Source organism: Pseudomonas sp. BSw22131, assembly GCF_026810445.1.
GTDB lineage: Bacteria > Pseudomonadota > Gammaproteobacteria > Pseudomonadales > Pseudomonadaceae > Aquipseudomonas > Aquipseudomonas huanghezhanensis.
Map to the genome: position 1 here is coordinate 675,630 of NZ_CP113949.1, position 24,760 is coordinate 700,389.

Here is a 24,760-nt window from a genome sequence, read left to right on the forward strand (position 1 = left end):
CCTGAAAGCCTCCCTGCTCGTTTCTGGTCGTTTTTGGATTGAGCATGAGAATTCTGATCGTTGGACCCAGCTGGGTCGGTGACATGGTAATGGCGCAAACGCTGTTCCAGTGCCTCAAGCAGCGTCACCCGCAATGCCAAATCGATGTGCTGGCGCCCGAGTGGAGCCGACCGATTCTTGAGCGCATGCCCGAGGTGCGCACGGCCTTGAGCTTTCCGCTCGGCCATGGCGCGCTGGAGCTTGCGACGCGTCGCCGTATCGGCAAGTCGCTCAAGGGCCAATACGACCAGGCGATCCTGCTGCCCAATTCGTTGAAGTCAGCGCTGGTGCCGTTTTTCGCTGGCATACCCAAGCGCACCGGCTGGCGGGGTGAGTTTCGTTACGGCTTGCTCAACGATGTGCGCACGCTGGATAAACAGCGCTACCCGCTGATGATCGAGCGCTTCATGGCCCTCGCCTACGACAAGGGCGCCGATCTATCACGTCCTTATCCAAAACCCAGCCTGCAAATCGAACCGTCCAGCCGCGACGCTGCGCTCGCCAAATTTGGCCTGTCGCTGGATCGTCCGGTGTTGGCGCTCTGCCCCGGCGCCGAGTTTGGTGAATCCAAGCGCTGGCCTGCCGAGCATTACGCGAAAGTCGCTGAAACCAAGATTCGCGAAGGCTGGCAGGTCTGGCTGTTCGGTTCGAAAAACGATCACCCGGTGGGCGAAAGCATCCGTGAACGACTGATCCCGGGGCTGCGCGAAGAGTCCGTCAACCTCAGCGGCGAAACATCGCTGGCCGAGGCGATTGATCTGCTGTCGTGCGCCGATGCTGTGGTCTCCAACGATTCCGGGCTGATGCACGTTGCCGCCGCACTCAATCGCCCGCTCGTCGCGGTCTACGGCTCTACTTCCCCAGGCTTCACACCGCCGCTGGCCGATCACGTAGAAATCGTCCAGTTGGGGATCGAGTGCAGCCCATGCTTTGAGCGCACCTGCCGTTTTGGCCATTACAACTGCCTGCGCCTGCTTGAGCCAGCTCCGGTGGTCGATGCGCTGAGTCGTCTTGGCGCCACGCCGGTCGAGGTCGCCTGACTTGCGGGTACTGCTGATCAAGACTTCGTCTCTCGGGGACGTGATTCACACCCTGCCTGCGCTGACCGATGCGGCTCGCGCCGTGCCCGGCATTCAATTCGACTGGGTGGTGGAAGAGGGCTTTGCCGAGATCCCGACCTGGCACCCGGCGGTGGCCGGTGTGATTCCTGTGGCGATTCGTCGCTGGCGCAAAAACCTGTGGCAGACCTTCAAAAATGGCGAGTGGCGCGGGTTCAAGCAGCGTTTGCGTGAGGGGCGTTACGATCTGGTGATCGATGCCCAAGGCCTGCTCAAAAGCGCCTGGCTCACTCGCTACGTCAAAGCGCCGGTCGTCGGGCTGGACAAGGACTCTGCACGCGAGCCATTGGCCGCACGTTTTTACGACCGTCCTTACCCTGTCGCGCGTGGGCAGCATGCCGTCGAGCGTCTGCGCCAGTTATTCGCTCAGGCGCTCGGCTATCAAGTGCCTGAAGGGTTGGGTGATTACGGCCTGGACCGCAGCCGTTTGCTGAATGCTTCAGATGGCGCGCCGTTCGTGTTGTTTCTGCACGGCACCACGTGGGCAACCAAGCACTGGCCCGAACTGTACTGGCGGCAACTGGCGGAACGGATGATCGGGCAAGGGCTGGAAGTACGTTTGCCGTGGGGCAACCCGGCAGAAAAAGCCCGCGCCGAGCGTATCGCCCAAGGCCTGGATAAAGCCGTCGTGCTGCCAAAGCTGAACCTTGCTGGCGTCGCCAAAGTGTTGGCCAGCGCGCAGGCCTGCGTCGCCGTCGACACCGGGCTCGGTCATCTGGCAGCCGCGCTGGACGTGCCGACGCTTTCGCTGTTCGGCCCGACCAATCCCGGCCTTACAGGTGCTTATGGCAAGTCGCAAATCCATATGGCAGGCGACTATCCTGCCTGTGCGCCGTGCCTGCAGAAAAAATGTACGTACCAACCGACGCCTGAAGATCAGCGTCAATTTGATCTCGAACGCGAGTGGCCGCTGTGCTTCACTCGCCTGAATCCCGAGCGGGTGGCGGGCCAACTGGTCACGCTTGCGCTGGCAAAGGAACACGACTGATGCAACTGGCATTCGTGCTGTACAAATATTTCCCGTTTGGCGGCCTGCAACGCGACTTCATGCGCATTGCGCTGGAGTGCCAGCAGCGCGGCCACAGCATCCGCGTCTACACGCTGATCTGGGAAGGGGACGTGCCCCCAGGATTTGAAGTGCATGTCGTACCGGTCAAGGCCGTCTTCAACCACCGGCGCAACGAAAAGCTCACGGACTGGATGAACGCCGACCTGGCCAAGCGTCCGGTTGATCGGCTGATCGGTTTCAACAAAATGCCCGGCCTGGACGTTTACTACGCCGCCGACGGTTGCTTTGAAGACAAAGCGCAAACTCTTCGTCACGCGCTTTACAAGCACTGGGGCCGCTATCGCCACTTCGCCGAGTACGAGCGTTCGGTGTTCGCCAAAGACGCCAAAACTGAAGTGCTGATGATTTCTGAAGTTCAGCAGCCGCTGTTCATCAAGCATTACCACACGCCACTTGAGCGCTTTCATTTGCTGCCGCCGGGGATTTCCCAGGATCGTCGCGCACCTGAAAACGCTGCTGAGATTCGTGCCGGGTTTCGTCGCGAGTTCAAGCTGGCTGACGATGACCTGCTGCTGGTGCAGATCGGCTCGGGCTTCAAGACCAAAGGTGTGGATCGCAGCCTGAAGGCCCTTGCGGCACTCCCGCCCGACCTCAAGAAACGCACCCGGCTGTTTGTCATCGGTCAGGACGACCCCAAAGTATTCCAGCTGCAAAGCAGTGCGTTGGGTCTGAACGAGCACGTGACGTTCATGAAGGGCCGCAGTGATATTCCGCGTTTTCTGTTGGGTGCTGATGTGTTGATCCATCCGGCGTACAACGAAAACACCGGCACAGTGTTGCTTGAAGCGCTGGTCGCGGGCCTGCCGGTGTTGGTCAGCGCGGTGTGTGGATACGCCCATTACATCGCGGAGGCCGATAGCGGGCTGGTGCTGGATGAGCCCTTCGAGCAGTCGCAACTCAACGCCTGTCTTGAACGCATGCTAAAAGACGATGCTGCACGCAGCACCTGGGGCCGAAACGGGTTGGCATTTGCCGACGCGGCCGATCTTTACAGCATGCCGCAACACGCTGCGGATGTGATTCTGGCGGAGCAACACGGATGAAATTGATCCTCGCTGAACCGTTCAAAACCCTCTGGGCCGGACGCGATGCGTTCGAGGCCGTCGAGGCGCTGGACGGTCAGGTTTATCGCGAACTCGAAGGCCGGCGCACGTTGCGTACGGAAGTCGGCGGACGCGGTTACTTCGTCAAGATCCATCGCGGTATTGGCTGGGGGGAAGTGGCTAAAAACCTGCTGACCGCCAAGCTGCCGGTCCTCGGCGCCGGGCAGGAGTGGGACGCCGTAAACCGTTTGCATGAGGTCGGCGTGGCAACGATGACCGCCGTGGCATTCGGCGAGCGGGGCAATAACCCTGCGGCGCAGCATTCATTCATCATCACCGAAGAGCTGGCGCCGACCGAGAGCCTGGAAGACGTCAGCATCAACTGGCGCAACGATCCGCCCGACCCACGCCTCAAGCGCGCCTTCATCGCTGAAGTGGCGCGCATGATCGGGAGCATGCACCGTGCGGGCGTCAATCACCGCGACTGCTACATCTGCCACTTCCTGCTGCACACCGATAAGCCGGTCACGGCTGATGATTTCCGGTTGTCGGTGATCGACCTGCATCGCGCTCAAGTGCGGCCGGCGATTACTCAACGCTGGCGCAACAAGGACCTGGCCGCGCTGTACTTTTCGGCGCTGGACATCGGCCTGACGCGGCGCGACAAACTGCGTTTTCTCAAAGACTATTTTCAGCAGCCGTTGCGTCAGATTCTGGCGCAGGAATCGGCGCTGCTCAGCTGGCTGCAAGCGCGTGCCGAGAAGCTCTATCAGCGCAAATTGCGTTACGGGGATGCGCTCTGATGCCGGGCTGGAAGCTCGAACCGGCTTACGCCGAGCTGGCGCAAGACTTTGGCAGTCTTGAAGCCGTCTTTGCCTTGCAGGGCGAGCGGCTGACACTTGACCCGCTGTCCGAGGTTATCCGCGTGCAGCGCGACGGGGTGAACTACTACGTCAAGCGCTACGTCGGCGCCGGCAAGGGGCTGCGTCGTTACCTCGGGCGGCCAAGGGTGAAGTCCGAGTGGCAAAACCTCAAGCGTTTCGCCAAGTGGGGAATTCCCACCGCCGAAGTTGTTGCCTGGGGCCTTGAGCGCAACGGCGCCACCTATGATCGTGGCGCGTTGATTACCCGCGAGCTACCACGCACCGAGGATTTGTCGGCGCTGGCCCTGGCCCACGATGCGCGTCTCAACGACCGCTCATGGGTAGACCGCATCAGCCGACAGGTCGCCCGCTATACCCGCACAATGCATGACCATCACTTCACGCATAACGATTTGAAGTGGCGCAACCTCTTGGTTGACGATCAAGCGAAGCTGTTTTTCATTGACTGTCCCAATGGTGCGTTCTGGGTCAGTTTCATGCTGCGTTACCGGATCACCAAGGATTTGGCCTGCCTGGACAAGGTCGCTAAATACCACCTGTCAGCCACCCAGCGACTGCGCTTTTATCTGCAATATCGCGGGCGTGAACGCTTGAATGATTCCGACAAGAAACGCATCCGTCACATCGTCAGCTTTTTTGAGGGGCGCGAATGAGTGTGTTCATCGCAGACGCCGACCTGGCGTTGCTTGAGCGTCATGGTTTGGCCGATTTCGATTCATTGTGGGAGGTTGAGCTTGATGCGGTCGACGAGCCCAACACCGGGCGCGGCGGCTGGAGCAGTGTGTTCCGGCTGGAGCTGGAAGGCTCCGGCTATTACCTCAAGCGTCAGAGCAACTACCTGACTCGCACGTTGCACCATCCTCTGGGCGAACCTTCGTTTTCCCGGGAGTTTCGCAACATCAGCCTGTACCAGAAGCTTGGAATACCGGCGCTGCATGCCGTGTTCTACGGCGAAAAGAAGGTCGAGGGCGAGCGTCGCGCGATCCTGATGACCCGCGCTCTGGATAGCTGGACCGATCTGGACACGCTGTTGCAGCAATGGCCCGAACTGTCGGCTACTCAGCGGCTGTCGATTCTGCAGGCGTGCGGCGAACTGGCCCGCACCCTTCATCAGGCCGGGCAGGTGCATGGCTGTTTTTATCCAAAGCATATTTTTCTGCGGGCGCGCGCCGGGGCTTGGCAGGCTCAACTGATTGACCTGGAAAAGACCCGTAAAACGCTGTTTGGCGATCGTGATCGCGTCAAGGATCTGGAACCGCTGCTGCGCCGGGCGCCCGCCTGGAACGAGGCCGAAATACGCGAAATGCTCGGCGCTTATCTGCAAGCCGACAGCAACGGGCCGCACGTTGATGCCTGGTGGCAGCGGCTGGCTCGACGCGGCAGCCATAAGCGCGGTCGATAAGCGTTTTTGCAAACATGGACCCGCGGGAGGGAGCTTGCTCGCGAATGCGCCGGTACAAACCATAGAAGTTTGTTGGGTGTAATACCCTCTTCGCGAGCAAGCTCCCTCCCACAAGTAACTTGTTGCGGGTTGGATCAAGGGTCTGACTCAAGGCTGATGAATAAAGAGGGCATCGATGCGTTTGTCTGAACTGAAAAACGCCGGGCGTGCACCGACGTTACCCCTGAACATTGCGCTCGCCGACTCAGCCGGTCCTGCCGAGCTTCAGTTGCTGAGCCTGCTGCGCGTTCTGCCGGGGCAGCGTTACGTGGGCGCGGGCATTTGGCGCGGGCGTCCGGTGCTGGCCAAACTGCTGGTCGGACAAAAGGCACCACGCCATTTTCAGCGCGAGTTGGCAGGGGTGCGATTGCTTGCCGAGCAAGGTCTGACCACACCGCTGCTGTTGGCCGATGGCCTGCAAGAAGGCGAGGGTGGCTGGCTGTTGTTCGAGCTGCTCGAAAATGCTGAAAGCCTTGGCGATGCTTGGGCTGCGGTGTCTGATCTGGCTCCGCTGGCGGATGAGCAGCAGGCAGTGTTGGGCGAAGCGCTGGCGGCCATCGCTCAACTGCACAGCAAAGGCTTGTGGCAGGAAGACTTGCACCTGGACAACCTGCTGCGTCACGGCGGCAAACTGTACCTGATCGACGGTGCGGGGATTCGGGCAGAGCAGGCGGGTAAGCCGCTGTCACGTCAGAAGGTGCTCGAAAACCTGGGCGTGTTTTTCGCGCAACTGCCCAAGTCCCTCGAAGCTTTTACTGAAGAGCTGCTGGTGCATTATCTGTTGAGCAACGGCGAGCATGGTTTGCCCATGGAAGCGTTGCAGAAGCAGATCGACAAAGTGCGCGCCTGGCGGCTGAGGGACTTCCTGGCAAAAGTCGGGCGAGATTGCAGCCTGTTCAGCGTCAAGGACAGTGCGTTTGCATTAAGTGCCGTTCGCCGCGAGGAGCAAGCGGCCATGACTCCCGTCCTGGCAAACGCCGATGTGCTGGTCGATCAAGGGCATTTGTACAAGACCGGCGGTGCCGCAAGCGTGGCGAAAGTGGATGTGGCGGGTCGGCCGCTGGTGATCAAACGCTACAACATCAAGAACTTTGCCCATTGGCTGAAACGCTTCTGGCGCCCAAGCCGGGCCTGGCATTCGTGGCGCGAGGGCAATCGCCTGATGTTCCTCGGCATCGCCACACCCAAGCCGCTGGCCCTGCTGGAACAACGTTTTTTCTGGCTGCGTCGCAAAGCCTATCTGGTGACGGAGTACCTGCCCGGCCCCGACATCATTGAGCGATTCAGCCCGTATGTGGCGTCTGCGGACGTACCCGAAGCGGAGCTGGAGGCGCTGGATCTGTTGTTCGCGCAACTGGTTCGCGAGCGCATCAGCCACGGCGATCTGAAGGGGCATAACGTGTTCTGGCATAGGGATCGCTGGGCGCTGATCGACCTGGACGCCATGTGTCAGCACAGCTCACTCGCATCCTTCGTCGACGCATTTGCCAAAGATCGCGCACGCTTCATGCGCAACTGGCCCATGGACAGCGCGTTGTATCTGCTACTGGATGCCCGCATTCCGAGGGTTGCCAGGTCAGCAGATTAGTCAGCATGCGTGCTTCTGATTCTGGCCGCAGGCTCCTACGCCTGCGGCAGAAGCTGATCCTCGGTGCGTTCGAGATTCGGATTCATTCCTGGGAATGTCTCTCCTCCCCTTCATTTCCACCCGACCAAATCCGAACGCATTACGCTATAATCCCGCCCTTTAGCTGCCCACCGCCCCGGCGCGAGGCACACTTTTTTATCAGGCGCACGCCGCCTGCATGCAGACTAAAGAGGCTAGACCCTAGTGGCATTGACGATCCTTGGCCTGTCCGGCGCCCTTAGCCATGATCCTTCCGCGGCCCTGTATATCGACGGCAAACTGGTCGCGGCCGCCGAAGAAGAACGTTTCGTTCGCGACAAGCACGCAAAGAACCGCATGCCCTATGAGTCGGCAAAGTTCTGTCTTGAGCAAGCCGGCATCAAGCCCTCAGACGTCGACGTGGTCGCGATTCCATTTGCGCCGATCAGCCTGTTCGGTGAAGCCCGCTGGAAATACGCCAAGCGTTACTGGTACGCCCCGGACCGTGCGCTCGACGCCATCCTGATGGGCAACCGCCGCTACAAGCGCTATCGCAACAAGATCGTCTGGTGCCTTGAGCAACTGGGCTTCGATCCAAAAAAAATCAAGATCGAACCGGTCGAGCACCACCTGGCTCACGCCTCCAGTGCCTACCACTGTTCCGGTTTCAAAGAAAAAACCGCGATCCTCGGCATCGACGGTAAAGGCGAGTACGCCACCACGTTCTTCGGCTACGGCGAGAACGGCAAGATCCACAAAATCAAAGAATTCTTCGACCCCGACTCACTGGGCGGCCTGTACGGCGCGATCACTGAGTTTCTCGGGTTTGAAATGCTCGATGGCGAATTCAAAGTCATGGGCATGGCGCCTTACGGCGATGCCAGCAAGTACGATTTTTCGCGTCTGGCCACCTTCGAAAATGGCGAGCTGGTGATCAATACCGAATACGCCAACGTCATCGGCATCCGCCGTTACAAAGAGAAGGGCAAGGGGTTCTACTTCTCGCCGAAGCTGATCGAGTGGCTGGGGCCGAAACGTGAAGGCGACATCGCCGACGAGCCCTACATCCATTACGCCGCCAGCATGCAAGCGCTGTTTGAAAAACTCGCGCTGCAAATGATGGATTACTACCTGGGTGACATCCTCAAGGAAACCGGGAAGATCGCTTTCGCCGGCGGTTGTGCGCTGAACGTCAAGCTGAACCAGAAAATCATCGCGCTTCCCCACGTCAAAGAGCTGTTCGTGCAGCCGGCCTCGGGTGATGCGGGCACAGCTGTCGGTGCGGCGGCATATGTGTCGCATGCGCGCGGCGTGCCAGTCGAGAAGATGGAGCACGTTTACCTCGGCCCTTCGTACAGCAACGAAGACGTGATCGCGGCATGTGCCCGTCACCCGAGCAAGCCTGCGTGGCGCAAAATCGAAAACACCCCGCAGCACATCGCCAAAATCATGGTCGAAGGCAACCCCGTGGCCTGGTTTCAGGGCCGTATGGAGTTCGGCCCGCGCGCGTTGGGCGGTCGTTCGATCATTGGCTGCCCGAGCATTCCTGGCGTGGCTGATCGCATTAACCATCAGATCAAGTTCCGCGAGCGATGGAGGCCTTTCTGCCCGTCGATGCTCGACACCGTCGCGCCACAGATGATCAAGATCGACCATCCTGCACCCTTCATGACCTTTACTTTTGAAGTGGCCGAAGAGTGGAAAACCCGAGTGCCGGAAGTCGTCCATGAAGACGGTACGTCTCGCGCCCAGGTACTCAAGCGCGAATACAATCCGCGCTACTACGACATGATGAAAGCGCTGGAAGAGTTGACGGGCAATGGCGTCTCGCTGAATACCTCGCTCAACCGCCGGGGCGAGCCGATGATTTGCTCGCCGACCGACGCGCTGAACATGTTTTTCGGCTCCGACCTGCAGTACCTGATCATGGAAGACATCCTGGTGGTAAAAGACGGCGCGGACACCTATGACACGCTCGGCTGAGCGCCATGTGTTGCAGTTCTGTCACGGCTATGACGGGCCGTTTCTCGACTGCGCCCGTCAGTACGCCAGCCTCTTCGCCGGCAAGGGATACCGCGTCACCACGGTATTTCTGACCGGCGCCGCCGACGCCGACGTCGCCGCAGGGTGTGCTTCGGACGAGGTGCTGTTCATGGAGTACAGCTCCAAGGCCATTCGCGGGCTCAAGCTGGGTGCCATCCGTGAGCTGCGCAAAATCACCGCATCGCGTGACTTCACATTCTGTATCGCCCATCGCTTCAAGCCGGTGTATATCGCGCTGCTCGCCACGCAGTTGCCAGTGATCGGTGTGCACCATGCGTTTGGCGATTATCAGCGCCGTAGCCGCAAGCTTTTCGCCCACCTGTTCCGCTGGCGTCTGAGCCTGTTGGGGGTGTCTGATGCCGTGCGCGATGACATGCGCAAAAGCCTGCCCAAATGGCCAACCGGCCGTATTCAAACTCTTTACAACCGCATCGACGTCGATCAGATCCAGTCCAGCCTGCTATCGCGTGATCAGGCCCGCGAAGAGCTGGGCCTGTCTCAAGACGCCTGGGTTGTCGGCAATGTCGGCCGTCTGCATCCCGACAAGGATCAGGCGACGTTGCTGCGCGGTTTTGCCCTCGCCCTGCCAGATTTGCCCGAGAGCAGCCAACTGGTGATTCTCGGCAAAGGCCGTTTGGAGCAAGACCTCAAGGAGTTGGCGATGGAGCTGGGGATTGGCGGCCAGGTGCTGTTGCTCGGCCAGATTGCCCAGGCCAGTCGCTACTTCAAAGCGTTCGACGTCTTCGCGCTGACCTCTGACCATGAGCCCTTTGGCATGGTGCTGCTTGAAGCCATGGTCGCTGGCGTGCCGCTGGTGGCCACTGCGTGCGGTGGTGCGAAGGAAGTGGTTGAAGGCGTCGGCCTGTTGTTCCCGTTGGGCGATGATGCGCGTCTGGCCGGTGGGCTTAAACACTTGGCCGGGCTGGATGCGGAACAGCGTCAGGCGTGCGCGGACCTCATGCTGCAACGCTTGAGCGACAAGTTCTCCGACTCCGCGGTGCGTGACGTGTTTTGGCGCTTACCGCAAGTGACCGACCTGACTGCGGAGTCTTGATGCTCAATCGATTTCAAAGCGTTCGTGAGCGTGGCTGGACGCAGATCGACGCGTCAGTCTACGGCCAGACCTGGCAGCGTTACGGCGGCAGTGTTGCCACCCATCCATTGGTGGTGGAGCGACTGGCCGCACTGGCGGGTATTCCTGTGCGCTACCTGGCGTGGGAGCAGGGTGGCGACGTGAAAGCCGCCATTGCAACCTGGGGCCGATCACTCGCGCTGTCCAAGGACGTATTGAAAAACCACGGCAAGAAGGGGCTGTTCGATCTGGGTAATGCCGAGCTGATCCTGCCGGTCGCCGCTGATGTTCAGGTCCCGGTTCGCCATCGTGGACGCTACCTGTCTGCACTTAACGAGGGACGTGTGTCGACCCTCAAGCCGCAGACTGAGTCGCTGGCCATGGCCCGCACGCCCGAAGAATGGTCGAAGAAGTTTCGCTACAACCAGCGCCGGGAATTGCGTCTTCTGGAAGAGGCGGGCGGCGTGGTACGCCCGGTGAGCGACTTTTCAAGCGCCGAGCTGGCGACGATTTACTGTGATCTTTTTCAACGACGCTGGGATTTCCCTGCCACCGGCGCCGAGCGCATGGCGGAGGTGGTCGAGTTGCTACGCGATCTGCTCATCGGCTCGGTGATCTTTCTCAACGACGCACCCATCGCAATACAGCTGGTGTACCGCGTCGAAGCACCTGAATGGATCAGTGTCGAGTACATCAACGGTGGCGTCGACCCGCAGACCCGCGAGTTCAGCCCCGGCAGTGTGCTGAGTTTTCTCAACACACAAAGCGCTTGGGAACACGCCCGTGGGCTGGGCAAGCCGCTGCGGTTTTCCTTCGGTCGTGCGGATCGTGAGTACAAAGACCGCTGGTGCAACCCTGTGCCGGTATTCCAGCTTTGAGCCGCAAACAAGCGTTGCTCAAACGCCATCGTCGCAACAAGCGGATGGCGCTGCTGGCCGGGCTGTTGTTGCTGATGCTCATTGGCGTTCTGGTCGCGTGGTGGTTGCCCTTGCCGCTGGCTGTACTGGCCTGGATCGCGCATGAAGCCTGGTTTTCCGACCACCTGTTTTACTCCCCTGCCGACGACTATCTGTATCGTTTCCCGGCCGACAACGAAGTCGCCGGTGTCCGTCTGGACGGGGAAGCACTGCGGCTGGACGCTCCTTTGTTGCTGGCCGGCGGCGAGACCTTGGTATTGTCGCTGCCGATCAAAAGCACATGGCTGGGGCGTTTTCTCGACCCGGAGATTGAGCTGCAGGGGCTGGATACTCACGACCGCCAAGCCTTCGAGCGCGGCGTCGACGGCTTGCGTTATGTGAACCTGACCGGCCTGGGCGAATCGCTGGTGACAGGATCGCTTCGTGTGCGAGGTCGTTTCTGTCGTGTTGCGGGGCAACCTCGGCTTTGGTCTTTCCGCCATGCAGACGCTCGCCGTCGGCGGGTCATGGTGATTGCGCCACATGCCGACGATGCAGAACTGGCTGCTTTTGGTCTTTACAGCGAGGCGGATGAGAGCTGGATCGTCACGTTAACGGCCGGCGAGATTGAAGCCGAGCACTACCAACAGATGGGCATGAGCCCTGTCGAAGCTGCGCGGACCAAGGGCCGTTTGCGCGCCTGGGACAGCATCGCCGTGCCACGTTGGGGCGGTGTGCCTGAGTCGCGCTGCGTCCAGCTGGGTTATTTCTGCCTCCAGTTGCCGGCCATGCAAGCGGCGCCGGATCAACCGATTGCGTCGCGTGAAGCTGACCTTGGCGATATCCGTATGTTTCGCCAGTTCAACCCGATGCGCCTGCCCGCCGACGCCGATGGACTGCCTACCTGGAACAACCTGATCGCTGATTTACGTGCATTGCTGTTGCACGCGCGACCCGAAGTGCTGGTCATGCCGCATGCGACCATCGACCCGCACCCGGATCACGTCTGTTCACAGGCCGCTGTACTTGAAGCGCTCGAAGGGTTGGCCTGGCAGCCGAGTGTGATTCTCGGCTACGCCAACCATCTGCACGATAATGATCGCTGGCCCATGGGGTGCGCCCACACGGGCATCGCATTGCCTCCCGTGTTCGATCAAACCGCAGAGCTCGTGCCCTATTGCATTGAGTTAGATACTGCCGTGCAGCAAGACAAAGCCATGGCTTTGGGTATGATGCACGACCTGCAGCCCGCAGCCCCGTTGAAGCGGCGGATCCGGCGCTGGTTGCAGAAGGTTCTGGCGGGTCGCCGCTGGCCTGCTGGGGGCGAGAACGAGTTTTTCAGAAAGTCAGTGCGTCGGCATGAGTTGTTCTGGCGCCAGGAACGTTGACTGCAACGATAGATCGAGCCCGCCGGCGACAGTCGCCGTGCTCCAGCAATGCCAGGTGCGAAAACCGGTAGCGCCAAGGAAACCGATGAAAGTTCTATTTCTGGTTCAGAAAGAGCAGCGTGCCATTCTGGACCGCTTATACGAAGGCGTTGCCGCGAGCTGCGATTGCGACTTGCGCTGGCTGACGTCCGAACAGCAACGCGATCTGCGCGGCTATTTCCGCCGTGAGGTCGACGTTACGCGCTATGACCGCATCATCTTTTTCCTGCGCTTCAAGCAGGAGATACGTCAAGTCGGTTTTATACGCACGATCCCCAATCTGGTGATACTCGAGCACGACGCCTATCAGAACTATATTCCGTGCAAGTACACCGGAAAGTTCAGCGCCCATTACCGCAAGCTGCCTTGGGTGCGCGTCATCAGTTCCGGGTTCATGGTCAGCGAGCGGCTGCGTCAGGAAGGCTTTGACGCCGTTTTCGTACCCAAGGGCTATGACCAGAGCCTGCTGGCAGACCAAGGCCGTGAACGTGACATCGAGCTGGCCTTCGTCGGCAGCACCAACAGTGTGGCCTACAGCGGGCGCAAGGCATTGCTGGATGAGCTGGGGCGTGTCGAACAGCTGGTTGTCACGCGTACCAAGTCGGGTGAAGAGTATTGCGACACCCTCAACCGTATCCGTTTTTTCGTCAGCGCCGACGTGGGTATGGGGGAGTACATGATCAAGAATTTCGAGGCGATGGCCTGCGGCTGCGTGTTGTTGGCGTTTGATCAGGGCGATGCTGAAAATCGCGCGCTGGGTCTGGAAGACATGGACAACGTTGTTCTCTATAACGATATTCCACAGTTGCAAAAGAAACTGGCTATTCTGCGCGCCGATCCTGAACTGGCTGCGCGTATTGCCCAGAGTGGTAGAAATCTGGCAACGTCGCGGTTTGGCTTCGCCGCCATCGGTGAGCGCATCATCCAGGCATCAACTCCGGCACTGCGTGAGCGTGCGCCGTTGAGCTGGCTGGAGCGGTTGCGGGCTGTTTTAGGCTTTTGAAGGAGCGGCCATCTGCCGGACGGTGGAACCCATGTGTCATGGCAGATTACGAATTGAATACAACGAAAGCGCTCTGCTCGGGCGCCAATGCCCTTCTTTACTGCTCCAGAGTCATGCGCGCGTGACTGAATTCTGGTTTTACGCTTCTCTCTCGGGGTGCGAATTGGCTTTACCACTGATTGACCCTGGCAACATGGATGTCGTGACGTTAGCGTCAAGGCACGGCGCCCGATGACCATCATTAATGTGATGTGGTCCAGCGGTGCACCGTTTGCGTCGGTTCACAAAGTTCATCAGCAAATCATTTCACAGCTCGACCCGGCCACTGAGATCAAGACATGGTTCCTGCAGGGCGAAGCCAGTGGCTGCGCGGAACCTGTGCCTCAGGTGCGGGAGTGGAAGCTGTCGTCCCGTCTGCTCAAAGAGCGCCATGTCTGGCGGCTGTTGAAACCCGTGATGCATTACCGTCTTAAAAAGGCATTGATCGAGAGTCAGGCCAAAGTGGTGTTGCTCGACGGACTGGGCGTTGCACGAGTGTTGCTGCCGATCCTCAAAGAGCTTCCGGAGATACGGGTGGTGGTGGTTTTTCATGGCGCCACCAAGATGCGCGAGCAGCAGCGGCTGATGTTTCAGCAGTTCCCGGCAGAGCGGATGACGCTGGCGGCGGTCTCCCAGACCCTCGCCGCTGCGTTGCAGAAAAGCTTGCAGATCCCGGTCATTGGTCTGCGCAGTGCGCTTGAGCCGGAGTCGTTCTGCCTGCGCCTGCTGGCCCGCAAACAGGCCCGCCGTGTGCTGGACCTGCCCTCAGGCAACATGCGAATTCTTGGTGCGATCGGGCGGCTGGTCACTGATAAAGGCTTTGATTACCTGCTCGATGCGTTCTCGCAGTCGCTGGTGCGTCATCCTGACCTCCATCTGGTGATCATTGGGGAAGGGCCGGACCGGGGTGTGCTGGAACGCAAAATCAAACAGCTGAAGCTCAGCGGCAAGGTTTTTCTGCCGGGGCATAAACCTGGGTTGGCGAAGCTTTATCGCGGATTCGACTGGGTGGTGATTCCATCCCGCGAAGAGGGGCTTGGGCTGGTGTTGCAGGAGGCGGTGATCGCCGGAGTGCCGGTGCTGGTTAGCGATCTTGATGTGTTCCGTGAGCAACTCGGCGATGCCGGACACTATGTGCCGGTGGCCGATGTTCCGGCCTGGGTCGTGGCAATCGAGCAGTTCACTGCCCAGCAAAGCGACGATGTGTCAGCGTCGCAGCACAGGGCGCTTGCCCCTGAAAAAGCCTGGGAGCAATTTCGCAAAGACTCCCGTGCGCTGTTGACCTCTCATTCCTGAGAGGTCCTTTATCAAGACGCCAGCAGGGCGTTTTCAAGGTCTTGCAGCGGAAACTCCTTCCCCAGATTTTCCCGCTCGATATAGCGCGCAAAGTGCTGAACGTTACGCTTCTTCAAACGCTCTGAGAGAGGCGCTTTGAAGAAGCGCATATCGGCCACGTCGATCAGCCCCAGCGTGTCTTCCGGTGTCACCACGATGTTGCCCAGGTGCAGCGAGCGGAAATAAATCCCCGAGCGATGCAGGCTGCGGATCAACTCGATCAGCGCGGGAAGTGCCTGTGGCCATGCAAAACCTGGTCTGGCTGCGATCTGGCGGAGTGTCTCACCCGGCAGTGGGCGGTACAGCACGGCGGTCATGCCTTGCTGCTCAAGCGTGTAGAAATGCGTGACCTTCAAGGTGGGAACGCCGAGCTTTTCGAGCTGGAGCGCGTTGTCGATGAAGCGTTTGGAATAGGGGCGCAGCAACGCAGATGAAAACCACCGCTTACGGCGAAATAGTTTAAGGATTTTGCCGTCGTGCAGCATGTACACTTTCGCGCCATAGCTGTCGGCCTCCAACACTTTGGCGCCGACGATCATTTGATTTAAAGCGGCTTTCGAAAGCCGAAAACATTGCATCAGTAGAAAGCCTTGTGAAAAGTTACGAGCCGTTTGACAGGCAATGATGCCCAAAAGTTAACGCTTTCACCATGCCGGGCAAGACTGGTCATACATTTAGGGAGACAGGATGTACTCGAATCGCTGGGCGCATGCCCTTTTGTCTACCGGCTTGATGTGGTTCTTGCTCGCCATTGCCTTTGCGCCAGCCAACAAAATCTATCAGCAAGGTCTGGTTGCGCTGTTATGGGTGCCTTGTATCGCGCTTGCATGGTCGGCAAGGGCGCGTCTGGCCGAAGCCTGGCGTGGGCAGCGGGTGCTGTTTTCCCTACTGTTGTTGATGGCGTTGTGGGCGGTTGTCAGCCTGTACTGGACCCACGCGGCTGAGCCGGACCGTGAATTCAAGCGGCTGCTCTACATCATGTTTTTCGTGTTGTTCTTTCCGATTCTCGCCGACAGCAAACCCGAGCAGGTGATGCGCCTGATGCAATGGGCCGGTGTAGGGCTTGCCATTGCAGCACTGGTGTCGATGATCAAGTTCTTCGGGCTTGAGCATCACGATTGGCGCGCGCGGCTCGAAGGCATTGGCGAGCTCAGTCATCCTATTCTCGGTGCCTACGTGATTGGCGTATCGGTTATCTGGAGTTTGCTCTGGCCGCCCCGCACGCGGCCGTTTCAGGTCGGCTGGTGCCTGGCGCTGTTGGTCGGCGCTGCGTTCGTAGTGATGTCGCAAAGCCGCGGCGCAGTCGTCGCACTGTTTTTCACCGTTGTCGCGCTGCCCATCTGGTGGCGGCACCGGCGTGCCTTTTATCTGTCTGCCGGCACGGTGGCTGTGGTGGTCGTCGGCTTTATCGTGCTGGAACCGCTGATGATGGCTCGCGGCTCATCTTACCGGCCCGAAATATTCGCGGCCGTGATCAAAATGATCGAGTTGCATCCCCTGACCGGGCTGGGCCTGGGCTCGCCGTACAACGTTGTGGCGGCCGATGGCATGCGTTTCGATCATTCACATAACCTGTTTACTCACGTGGGCATCGAGTTGGGGTTGCCCGGCATGCTGCTATGGATAAGCATCTGGTTGACGGTGCTTTGGCAGGCGTGGCGTGTGCGCAAGACTGACCTGGGGCGTGGCCTTATTGGTATCTGGCTGTTTTCGACGCTGGCCATGCAGTTCGATGCCGCGAGCCTCACCGGCTCACCCCGCGCCGAGTGGTTTATCAGTTGGTTGCCAATCGGCCTGGCCAGTCTGCTGGTATGGGCGCGAGGGGAACTGGCGCCGGCTGTGATAAAATCCCGCGTTCCACCCAATCAGTGAGCTTTACGATGAGCGATACACCGTCCAGTAGCGGACAAAGCTCCAGCATGAAAATCTATTTTCGACTGCTGAACTACGTGAAACCCTACGTCGGGATTTTCATGCTCAGCATCGTCGGCTTTGTGATCTTCGCTTCTACCCAGCCAATGCTGGCTGGCATCCTCAAGTATTTTGTCGATGGCTTGAGCAACCCCGAAGCGGTGCTGTTCCCTAATGTGCCTTACCTGCGAGACCTGCAGTTGCTGCAGGCCGTGCCGCTGCTGATTGTATTGATCGCCGCATGGCAAGGGCTGGGCTCTTATCTGGGTAACTACTTTCTGGCCAAAGTGTCGCTCGGGCTGGTGCACGACCTGCGCGTCGAGCTGTTCAACAAGCTGTTGGTCCTGCCCAATCGCTACTTCGACACCCATAACTCGGGCCACTTGATTTCCCGCATTACTTTCAACGTCACCATGGTCACGGGCGCCGCCACCGATGCAATCAAGGTGGTTATTCGCGAAGGCCTCACCATCGTCTTCCTGTTCATCTACCTGCTGTGGATGAACTGGCAACTGACCATCGTGATGCTCGCCATTCTGCCGCTGATTGCTGTGATGGTCGGCAGCGCAAGCAAGAAATTCCGCAAGCAGAGCAAGAAAATCCAGGTGGCCATGGGCGACGTGACCCACGTGGCGTCCGAGACCATTCAGGGTTACCGCGTGGTGCGCAGCTTCGGCGGCGAGAAGTACGAGGAAGAGCGTTTCGCGCGCGCCAGCACCAGCAATACCGACAGGCAACTGAAGATGACCAAGACCGGCGCGGTGTACACGCCGATGCTGCAACTGGTCATCTACACCGCCATGGCAGTGCTGATGTTTCTGGTGCTTTATCTGCGCGGCGATGCGACTGCCGGTGACCTGGTCGCCTACATCACGGCGGCCGGCCTCTTGCCCAAGCCTATTCGGCAGTTGTCTGAGGTCAGCTCGACAATTCAGAAAGGTGTCGCAGGCGCCGAAAGCATCTTCGAGCAACTGGACGTCGAGCCTGAGCTGGATGAGGGCACGGTCGAGCGCGATCGTGTTTCCGGCACGCTCGAAGTGCGTAACCTGAGCTTTACCTACCCCGGCACCGAGCGGCAGGTGCTGAACGACATCAGTTTCTCGGCAGCGCCAGGCCAGATGATCGCGCTGGTGGGGCGTTCGGGCAGCGGCAAGTCGACGCTTGCGAACCTCATCCCACGCTTCTATCAGCACGAGACCGGCAACATCCTGCTTGATGGCGTCGATATCGCGGATTACCGCCTGCGTAACCTGCGTCGGCACATCGCTCAGGTAAACCAGAACGTCACGCTGTTTAACGATAGCGTCGCCAACAACATCGCTTATGGCGATCTGGCGGGCGCCCCACGTGGCGACATCGAAGCCGCCGCGGCCGACGCGTACGCCAAAGAGTTCATCGACCAACTGCCTGATGGCTTTGATACGCAGGTTGGCGAAAACGGCGTGTTGTTGTCAGGTGGACAGCGTCAACGTCTGGCAATTGCTCGAGCCCTGCTGAAAAACGCCCCGTTGCTGATTCTTGATGAAGCGACATCAGCGCTGGATACCGAATCCGAACGGCATATTCAGGCAGCGCTGGACCACGTCATGAAAGGTCGTACTACGCTGGTGATCGCTCACCGCCTGTCGACCATCGAGCGCGCCGACCTGATTCTGGTCATGGACCAGGGGCGCATTGTTGAGCGCGGCACACACTCTGAACTGTTGGCGCAAAACGGCTATTACGCCCGTCTGCACTCAATGGGCCTGGATGAGCCTGCGGTTACCGGCGCTATCTAACCTGACATCCCGGCGTTAATAGCGCCGGGATGGTCTGTGAAAATAGACGTGCACCCCTCCTTACACATCCACTTCCCCTCAGTACCTCAAGCGCCTCAAACCCTGTGCTAAGATTCCGCCCCTGTTCATTCTTAGTTACGGGTTGTTCGATGAAGTTGTCCATGCCGCGTTTCGATCAGGCACCAGTTTTGGTGGTGGGCGATGTAATGCTTGACCGCTATTGGCATGGCGGTACTTCACGTATTTCGCCAGAAGCGCCGGTGCCGGTGGTCAAGGTTGACCAGATCGAGGACCGTCCGGGCGGTGCTGCCAACGTTGCGCTCAATATCGCAGCCCTTGGCGCGACTGCATCGCTTGTTGGCGTAACCGGCGAAGACGAAGCCGCTGAAAGCCTGAGCAACAGCCTCAAGGCTGCAGGCGTAAAGGCTCGCTTTCAGCGCATTGCTCACCAGCCAACCATCGTTAAATTACGTGTCATGAGCCGCCATCAGCAGTTGCTGCGCATCGACTTCGAAGAACCGTTCGCCACCGATGCCGATGCGCTGAGTCAAGAGGTCGACGCGTTGCTTGACGGCGTCAAGGTGCTCGTCCTGTCCGACTACGGCAAGGGCGCCCTGAAAAACCACCAGGTCCTGATCAAGTCGGCCCGCGATCGCGGGATTCCGGTTCTGGCTGACCCCAAGGGCAAAGACTTCGCGATCTACCGAGGCGCGAGTGTCATCACGCCTAACCTCAGTGAATTCGAAGCCATCGTTGGCCACTGTGTCGATGAGTCGGAGCTTGTTGCCAAGGGCGCCGCGTTGATGCGCTCCCTTGAGCTGGGTGCGCTGCTAGTTACGCGCGGGGAGCACGGCATGACCCTGCTCCGCCCTGATCAGCCAGCGCTGCATCTGCCAGCGCGGGCGCGTGAAGTGTTCGACGTGACGGGCGCCGGCGACACCGTGATTTCCACGCTTGCGGCGGCACTTGCAGCCGGTGAAGAGCTCCCTCATGCGGTGGCACTGGCCAATCTGGCCGCTGGCATCGTGGTCGGCAAGCTGGGCACTGCTGCCATCAGTGCACCGGAACTGCGCCGCGCCATTCAGCGTGCAGAGGGTTCGGAGCGTGGCGTGTTGACGCTCGATCAGTTGCTGCTGGCGATTGACGACGCGCGTGCTCACAACGAAAAAATCGTATTCACCAACGGCTGTTTCGACATCCTGCACGCCGGGCACGTGACCTACCTCGAGCAGGCCCGCGCACAAGGTGATCGTCTGATTGTCGCCGTCAATGACGATGCTTCTGTCAGCCGTCTGAAAGGCCCTGGCCGCCCCATCAACAACGTTGACCGACGCATGGCTGTGCTGGCGGGTCTTGGCGCTGTGGACTGGGTGATCAGCTTTGCGGAGGGCACGCCTGAAAACCTGCTGACTCACGTAAAGCCCGACGTGCTGGTCAAGGGGGGCGATTACGGAATCGATCAAGTCGTCGGCGCCAGCATCGTCCAGGCCTACGGCGGCGAAGTGAAGGTGCTGGGGCTGGTGGCTAACAGCTCGACCACGGCCATCGTCGAGAAAATTCGCGGTCAGTGATCCAGCTCAGACTGTAGGAGCGAAGTCATTCGCGAGAGATTGGTAGGTCCGACGCGTATTTGGCGCTCAGGCCTACGGATCGCGCATGGGTTCGCGCCTGCAGCGTTAAGTCAGTCGCACCGCAATCACGATTTGTGCAGCTTCTTGCGCGCAAGTCGCAACAGTTGCTTGGCTCCTACCGTCAATCGACGCTTAATCCCGGGTTTCTTCTTCGGGGTCATGCCTTGCTGCGCGAGCCAGTCTTTCCAGCGAATACGTTCTTCGTGGACCACCCAGCCCTCTTGAGCGGCGAAGCTCTCTGCCAGATACAGTCCCCGTGTACTCGCTGGCGTCAGCTTGTCCTGCTTGAGGGTGTAGAGCTCTGGCAGGGGTGAGCCGTTTTCCAGCGGCATCAGGTAAAGATCAGGCTTGCTGCGATTCAGGCGGGCGACCAGTTCGTCGTTTTCAAGGCTCTCATCCACGTGAAACAGACTCAGCGGTCGCGCCTCTTTTGGTAGCTCAAGTCGCATGTCGTAGATCAGTTGCAACGATGCCGTGGGCAGGTGTACGTAGGCGTGAGGGCGTTCGATCAGCGTCAGGCTACCGCAGCGCACCGGACGCGCGGCACCAGACAGCGGGCTCAGGCGGAACGGCAGCGCCTCGCGATAACGCAGCGCTGCGGCGTACGGCGCGGGCAGCCAAGTGTCGTTGAATCGCCCGCTCAGCCAGCCTTGCGGTGTCTCGATCAGGCACTCTTCGGCCACTTCCTGGATTGCTGTGTGCAGCGGCAGGTTCAACTCGTGGGCGGGTACGTAGCCCGAAATCAGCTTGAGCACCACGTCGCCACGGTCACGTCGACGTTGGCGCACCAGTACCCAGTAATCACGATTTTGCCAGTTGAGCGTCAGGCGCACCGAAACACCAAGATTGGCCAGCTCCGTGGAAAAGCGCTCAGGGTTTTCCACTTCAATCTTGCGACGGCGTTGCAGTGTCTGGGAAAAATTAAGCGGCATCCCGATACTCTGGTAGCTCAGGCTTTCAGGTGTGGCTTCGACGAACAGCGGCAGAGTCTTAAAGTTGTTGGGGTTTTTCCGAATCAGGGTTCGCGGCATATCGGCTCCTTCTTACGTTGGGGTCGGCCGCCTGCATCAGGTCTGAGGGCGAATCACGGCAGCGGCGGTCGCGACGTTGTGGGCCAGATGCAGCGGATTTATCGTACCGACGATAGCACCGGTGACGCCGGGATGTTTGAAAAGCAATTGGAAACTGGCCTCCACAGGATCGACACCTGGACTCAGGCAAGCGTGCCCGCTGGCGAGCGCTTTTTTTATCAACAACGCTTTTCCATGAGTAGCGGCGTAATCGAGAACCGGTCTTTCATGCTGCTCGTTCAGGTTGTAAGTGACCATGGCGCAGTCGCCTTCCTGCAAAGCCTGGAGGCCACCCTCTACCGTTTTCCCGGAGAAACCGAATCCGCGAATCTTGCCTTCACGCTTCAGCTCAGCCAGTGCTTGATAAACCCCAGACTCATTGAGTATCGCAAGGTCATTGCCGTCGGAATGCACCAGCACCAGATCGATGAAATCGGTCTCCAGGCGCATCAGGCTTCGCTCCACTGAAAGACGCGTGTGCGCGGGGCTGAAATCATGGCTCGACCGACCGGCTTCGAACTCCTCACCGACCTTGCTGACGATCACCCAATCCTGGCGCTGCCCGCGCAACAGTGGCCCGAGGCGTGCCTCGCTGGAGCCGTAGGCGGGGGCGGTGTCGATCAGGTTGATACCCAGGTCGCGCGCCAGCTTGAGCAGCATGTGCGCCTCGTTGTCGTCGGGGATTGTGAAGCCGTTGGGGTACTTCACGCCTTGGTCGCGGCCCAGCTTTACAGTGCCCAGCCCAATGGGTGAAACATTGATCCCTAGGCTGCCCAGCGGGCGATGGAGATCGTGCAGGGTCTTCATGGCAGCAGTTGATCCCAGACAGTTTGCGCGACGGGTGGCTTGGGGAAGTCCGTAAATTCAGGCTGCGGTGTGGGATGAATATCGTCCCGCGAGAGAGAAGCCAGTACGCGATCGGCGAAGTCCGGCGCCAGGGCCAGCTTGGTGGGCCAGCCGATCATTAACCGACCCTGAACATCGAGAAACGCATTATCGGGACGAGTAAGCCCGGACTGCTCGGGCTCGGCGCGGTCGACACGCACGGTCGCCCATTGCGCCTGGCTCAAATCGATCCACGGTAACAACTGCGACAGTTCTTTCCTCGCCGTCGCGATCTGCTCGGCCGGGTCGCGAGCGACGCCATCGCCTTCCGCAATATCGCCTCCCAGGTACCACACCCATTGCCCATTAGCGGCGGGGTGGGTAGTGACGGTAATTCTCGGTTTTGATCCGCCGCCCAGGCAGTGCGCGTAGAGCGGCTTGAGGGTCGGCCCCTTGACAAGCACCATGTGCAGCGGTCGGCGTTGCATGGTCGGGCGGGCGATGTGCAAGGCATTCAGCAACTCGGCATTGCCGCCGCCAGCGCTGAGCACGATGCGCTGGGCAAAGATATCTCGACCGTCGACCCGCAAGCCGACCAAGGCATCTCCATCACGCAGCGGCTCGATGATTTGCCCCGCAAGCAGGCTGTCGCCGGCCAGCTCAGCGAGCTGATCGATGAGGCTTGGCACGTCGATAACCAGTTCAGCCAGACGATAAACCTTGCCCTTGAAGCGTGGGTCTTGCAGCGCGGGAGGCAGTGCGTCGCCCTTGACCTGATCGACGCGACCTCGCACGGCCTTGCTGGCAAAGAAGCTGGTGAGGTTGCCTGCGAGAGTGCCCGGAGACCAAAGGTAATGCGCTTCGGACAACAGGCGCACGCCGGACAGGTTCAACTCCCCCTTGCCAGCCAGCGCTTCACGCCAGCGGCGCGGCATGTCCGCAATGGCTTCCGAGGCACCGGACAATGCGCCGTGCAGCGCATATTTGGCGCCGCCGTGGATGATGCCCTGGGATTTGAGCGTCTGCCCGCCGCCCAGCGTTGAGCTTTCCACTACAACTGTCGAGAAGCCTTGTCGACGCAGGCGCGCGTTGAGCCAGAGACCAGCGACGCCGGCGCCGACGATCAAAACGTCAGTGGAAATTGCAGAAGGCATGTGCACCTCAAATGGCGAAACGAATGCCGCCATTATAGGGGAACACGCTTTTCAATGACCGGCGGTTTTTGAGAACAGCTGAATGACAATCACGCCTGCGACGATCAGACCCATGCCGAGCATGGCGGGCACGTCGAGTTTTTGCCCGTAAATGAACAGCGCTGCGATGCTCACCATCACAATGCCCATCCCGGCCCAGACAGCGTACGCAACCCCTACCGGGATGCTGCGCACCACCAGCGTCAGCATCCAGAACGCGATGCCGTAGCCAACAATCACCAGCAGCAGCGGCAGCGGAGTGCTCAATCCTTTAACGGCCTTCATTGAAACGGTTGCGATGACTTCGGCGCAAATGGCAATCGCCAGCAAGTAGTAAGCGGACATGGCGGCATTCCTCTTCAAATTCTCTCTTCTATGGCCTGGCATTCTAGGGATTTGGAAGATGGGGTAAAGTCATTACCTATCTTTAATGCTGATAGGTCGGTTGGCCCATGCAATGGAATCTTGAGCAAATCCGCTTGTTTGTCAGCGTCGTTGAAATGGGTTCTTTTTCAGCCGCAGCGCGACAGTCCAAGCGTGCGCAGTCGGCGGTCAGTCAGGCCATTGCGCTGTTGGAAACCGATCTGGGTGTCAGTCTTTTTGATCGCAGCAGCGGTCGACAGCCATCGCTGACCAGCGCCGGCAGCGCATTGCTGGAGGAAGCGCGGGAAGTGCTGCGCCAATGCGAGCGGCTCGACGGTCGGGCGCTGGCGCTGATGCGCGGCGAGGAGGCCAGGCTGCGGGTGGCCCATGACGAAGCCATGCCGTACCAGCCGGTGCTCGACAGCCTTGAGGCTCTGGATGAGCGTTTTCCCAGCATGGAGGTGCAATTGGCGAGCAGTGCGCAGGGCGATGTTGCGCGCAAACTCGTCGAGCGCCGGGCGGATCTGGGGCTATTGTTTCACCACGAGCAAATGCCCGAAGCGTTGGAGAGGCGCGTGCTGGGCAGCGTTGAAATGGTGACGGTCTGCGCAGTCGATCATCCGCTGGCGAGCGAGGCTCACATCAGCCGTCAACAACTGGCCCGGCATCGGCAATTGCTGATCGCACCGCTGCAAAGCGATTACCCCGGAGGCGAGCAGCTAAGCCCGCAAGTCTGGCGCGCGGACAGCTTTTATGTGATGGCGGAACTGCTGATGCGCGGTCTTGGCTGGGCGTGGTTACCTCGTCATGTAGTGCAATACCCGGCGTATCACGGGCAGATGATCGAACTGACCAGCGAATGGACACCGCCTGCGCTGGTGGTTGAAATGGTCTGGCGCCGCGACGAACCACTGGGGCCGGCCGCGCAATGGCTGGCCGAATGTTTCACTCATCATCTGAAGGCCATTGGCTGA

The 24,760-nt window shown here is 59.6% G+C and carries 22 protein-coding genes; 17 read left to right on the forward strand and 5 right to left on the reverse strand.

All coding sequences use genetic code 11. The features are described from left to right. The first annotated feature begins 44 nt into the window (after positions 1-44). From waaF to OYW20_RS03045, 13 genes are all read left to right on the forward strand, one after another. Positions 45-1,079 (forward strand): lipopolysaccharide heptosyltransferase II, encoded by a 1,035-nt coding sequence (waaF, locus tag OYW20_RS02985; protein WP_268799254.1) that lies wholly within the window; start codon positions 45-47, stop codon positions 1,077-1,079. 1 nt (position 1,080) lies between these two features. Beyond that, positions 1,081-2,145, forward strand: a complete 1,065-nt coding sequence (gene waaC, locus OYW20_RS02990) for a lipopolysaccharide heptosyltransferase I (protein WP_268799255.1) — start codon at positions 1,081-1,083, stop codon at positions 2,143-2,145. Next, a complete protein-coding gene (locus OYW20_RS02995; protein WP_268799256.1) occupies positions 2,145-3,269 on the forward strand; it encodes a glycosyltransferase family 4 protein in 1,125 nt (374 codons plus the stop codon). The genes waaC and OYW20_RS02995 overlap by 1 nt, the downstream gene beginning before the upstream one ends. Next, positions 3,266-4,072: a lipopolysaccharide core heptose(I) kinase RfaP gene (rfaP, locus tag OYW20_RS03000; protein ID WP_268799257.1), complete on the forward strand. Its 807-nt coding sequence runs from the start codon at positions 3,266-3,268 to the stop codon at positions 4,070-4,072. The genes OYW20_RS02995 and rfaP overlap by 4 nt, the downstream gene beginning before the upstream one ends. Further along, positions 4,072-4,806 carry a lipopolysaccharide kinase InaA family protein gene (locus OYW20_RS03005; protein WP_268799258.1) on the forward strand — a complete coding sequence of 245 codons (735 nt, stop codon included), beginning with the start codon at positions 4,072-4,074 and terminating at the stop codon, positions 4,804-4,806. Before rfaP ends, OYW20_RS03005 begins: the two co-directional genes overlap by 1 nt. Beyond that, the gene (locus tag OYW20_RS03010; protein ID WP_268799259.1) at positions 4,803-5,555 is read left to right on the forward strand and encodes a lipopolysaccharide kinase InaA family protein; all 753 of its coding nucleotides are present in this window, start codon (positions 4,803-4,805) and stop codon (positions 5,553-5,555) included. Before OYW20_RS03005 ends, OYW20_RS03010 begins: the two co-directional genes overlap by 4 nt. Positions 5,556-5,730: 175 nt before the next feature. Beyond that, the gene (locus tag OYW20_RS03015) at positions 5,731-7,182 is read left to right on the forward strand and encodes a lipopolysaccharide kinase InaA family protein (RefSeq protein WP_268799260.1); all 1,452 of its coding nucleotides are present in this window, start codon (positions 5,731-5,733) and stop codon (positions 7,180-7,182) included. A gap of 243 nt (positions 7,183-7,425) precedes the next feature. After that, the gene (locus OYW20_RS03020; protein WP_268799262.1) at positions 7,426-9,183 is read left to right on the forward strand and encodes a carbamoyltransferase family protein; all 1,758 of its coding nucleotides are present in this window, start codon (positions 7,426-7,428) and stop codon (positions 9,181-9,183) included. Next, on the forward strand, positions 9,167-10,297 hold the full coding sequence (locus tag OYW20_RS03025; RefSeq protein ID WP_268799263.1) for a glycosyltransferase: 1,131 nt from the start codon (positions 9,167-9,169) through the stop codon (positions 10,295-10,297). Before OYW20_RS03020 ends, OYW20_RS03025 begins: the two co-directional genes overlap by 17 nt. After that, the gene (locus OYW20_RS03030) at positions 10,297-11,193 is read left to right on the forward strand and encodes an antimicrobial resistance protein Mig-14 (RefSeq protein ID WP_268799264.1); all 897 of its coding nucleotides are present in this window, start codon (positions 10,297-10,299) and stop codon (positions 11,191-11,193) included. Before OYW20_RS03025 ends, OYW20_RS03030 begins: the two co-directional genes overlap by 1 nt. Continuing rightward, entirely contained in the window at positions 11,190-12,599 is a 1,410-nt protein-coding gene (locus tag OYW20_RS03035) for a PIG-L deacetylase family protein (RefSeq protein WP_268799265.1), read from the forward strand. The genes OYW20_RS03030 and OYW20_RS03035 overlap by 4 nt, the downstream gene beginning before the upstream one ends. 85 nt (positions 12,600-12,684) lie before the next feature. After that, positions 12,685-13,641 (forward strand): glycosyltransferase family protein, encoded by a 957-nt coding sequence (locus OYW20_RS03040; RefSeq protein WP_268799266.1) that lies wholly within the window; start codon positions 12,685-12,687, stop codon positions 13,639-13,641. Between the two features lie 231 nt (positions 13,642-13,872). Continuing rightward, positions 13,873-14,976 carry a glycosyltransferase gene (locus OYW20_RS03045; protein ID WP_268799267.1) on the forward strand — a complete coding sequence of 368 codons (1,104 nt, stop codon included), beginning with the start codon at positions 13,873-13,875 and terminating at the stop codon, positions 14,974-14,976. An 11-nt stretch (positions 14,977-14,987) separates the two neighbouring features. On the opposite strand, the gene OYW20_RS03050 is transcribed toward OYW20_RS03045, so the two are convergent. Then, positions 14,988-15,593 (reverse strand): BUD32 family EKC/KEOPS complex subunit, encoded by a 606-nt coding sequence (locus OYW20_RS03050; RefSeq protein WP_268801025.1) that lies wholly within the window; start codon positions 15,591-15,593, stop codon positions 14,988-14,990. Between the two features lie 109 nt (positions 15,594-15,702). On the opposite strand from OYW20_RS03050, the gene OYW20_RS03055 reads away from it, so the two are divergent. From OYW20_RS03055 to hldE, 3 genes are all read left to right on the forward strand, one after another. After that, positions 15,703-16,887, forward strand: coding sequence for an O-antigen ligase family protein (locus OYW20_RS03055; RefSeq protein WP_328284804.1), 1,185 nt, complete (start codon positions 15,703-15,705; stop codon positions 16,885-16,887). An 8-nt stretch (positions 16,888-16,895) separates the two neighbouring features. After that, the gene (gene msbA, locus OYW20_RS03060; RefSeq protein ID WP_268801026.1) at positions 16,896-18,704 is read left to right on the forward strand and encodes a lipid A export permease/ATP-binding protein MsbA; all 1,809 of its coding nucleotides are present in this window, start codon (positions 16,896-16,898) and stop codon (positions 18,702-18,704) included. A 149-nt stretch (positions 18,705-18,853) separates the two neighbouring features. Next, positions 18,854-20,275 (forward strand): bifunctional D-glycero-beta-D-manno-heptose-7-phosphate kinase/D-glycero-beta-D-manno-heptose 1-phosphate adenylyltransferase HldE, encoded by a 1,422-nt coding sequence (gene hldE, locus OYW20_RS03065; protein ID WP_268799268.1) that lies wholly within the window; start codon positions 18,854-18,856, stop codon positions 20,273-20,275. Positions 20,276-20,400: 125 nt separating this feature from the next. On the opposite strand, the gene OYW20_RS03070 is transcribed toward hldE, so the two are convergent. From OYW20_RS03070 to OYW20_RS03085, 4 genes are read right to left on the reverse strand one after another with little or no spacing between them, the layout of a single operon-like run. Continuing rightward, complete coding sequence (locus tag OYW20_RS03070; RefSeq protein ID WP_268799269.1) at positions 20,401-21,366, reverse strand: metal ABC transporter ATPase; 966 nt, start codon at positions 21,364-21,366, stop codon at positions 20,401-20,403. Positions 21,367-21,402: 36 nt separating this feature from the next. Further along, positions 21,403-22,212, reverse strand: coding sequence for an aldo/keto reductase (locus OYW20_RS03075; protein ID WP_268799270.1), 810 nt, complete (start codon positions 22,210-22,212; stop codon positions 21,403-21,405). Further along, positions 22,209-23,384 (reverse strand): NAD(P)/FAD-dependent oxidoreductase, encoded by a 1,176-nt coding sequence (locus OYW20_RS03080; RefSeq protein ID WP_268799271.1) that lies wholly within the window; start codon positions 23,382-23,384, stop codon positions 22,209-22,211. Before OYW20_RS03080 ends, OYW20_RS03075 begins: the two co-directional genes overlap by 4 nt. 51 nt (positions 23,385-23,435) lie before the next feature. After that, entirely contained in the window at positions 23,436-23,768 is a 333-nt protein-coding gene (locus OYW20_RS03085) for a DMT family transporter (protein ID WP_268799272.1), read from the reverse strand. A 107-nt stretch (positions 23,769-23,875) separates the two neighbouring features. Here OYW20_RS03085 and OYW20_RS03090 point away from each other — a divergent pair, with 107 nt between their 5' ends. After that, the gene (locus tag OYW20_RS03090; RefSeq protein WP_268799273.1) at positions 23,876-24,760 is read left to right on the forward strand and encodes a LysR family transcriptional regulator; all 885 of its coding nucleotides are present in this window, start codon (positions 23,876-23,878) and stop codon (positions 24,758-24,760) included.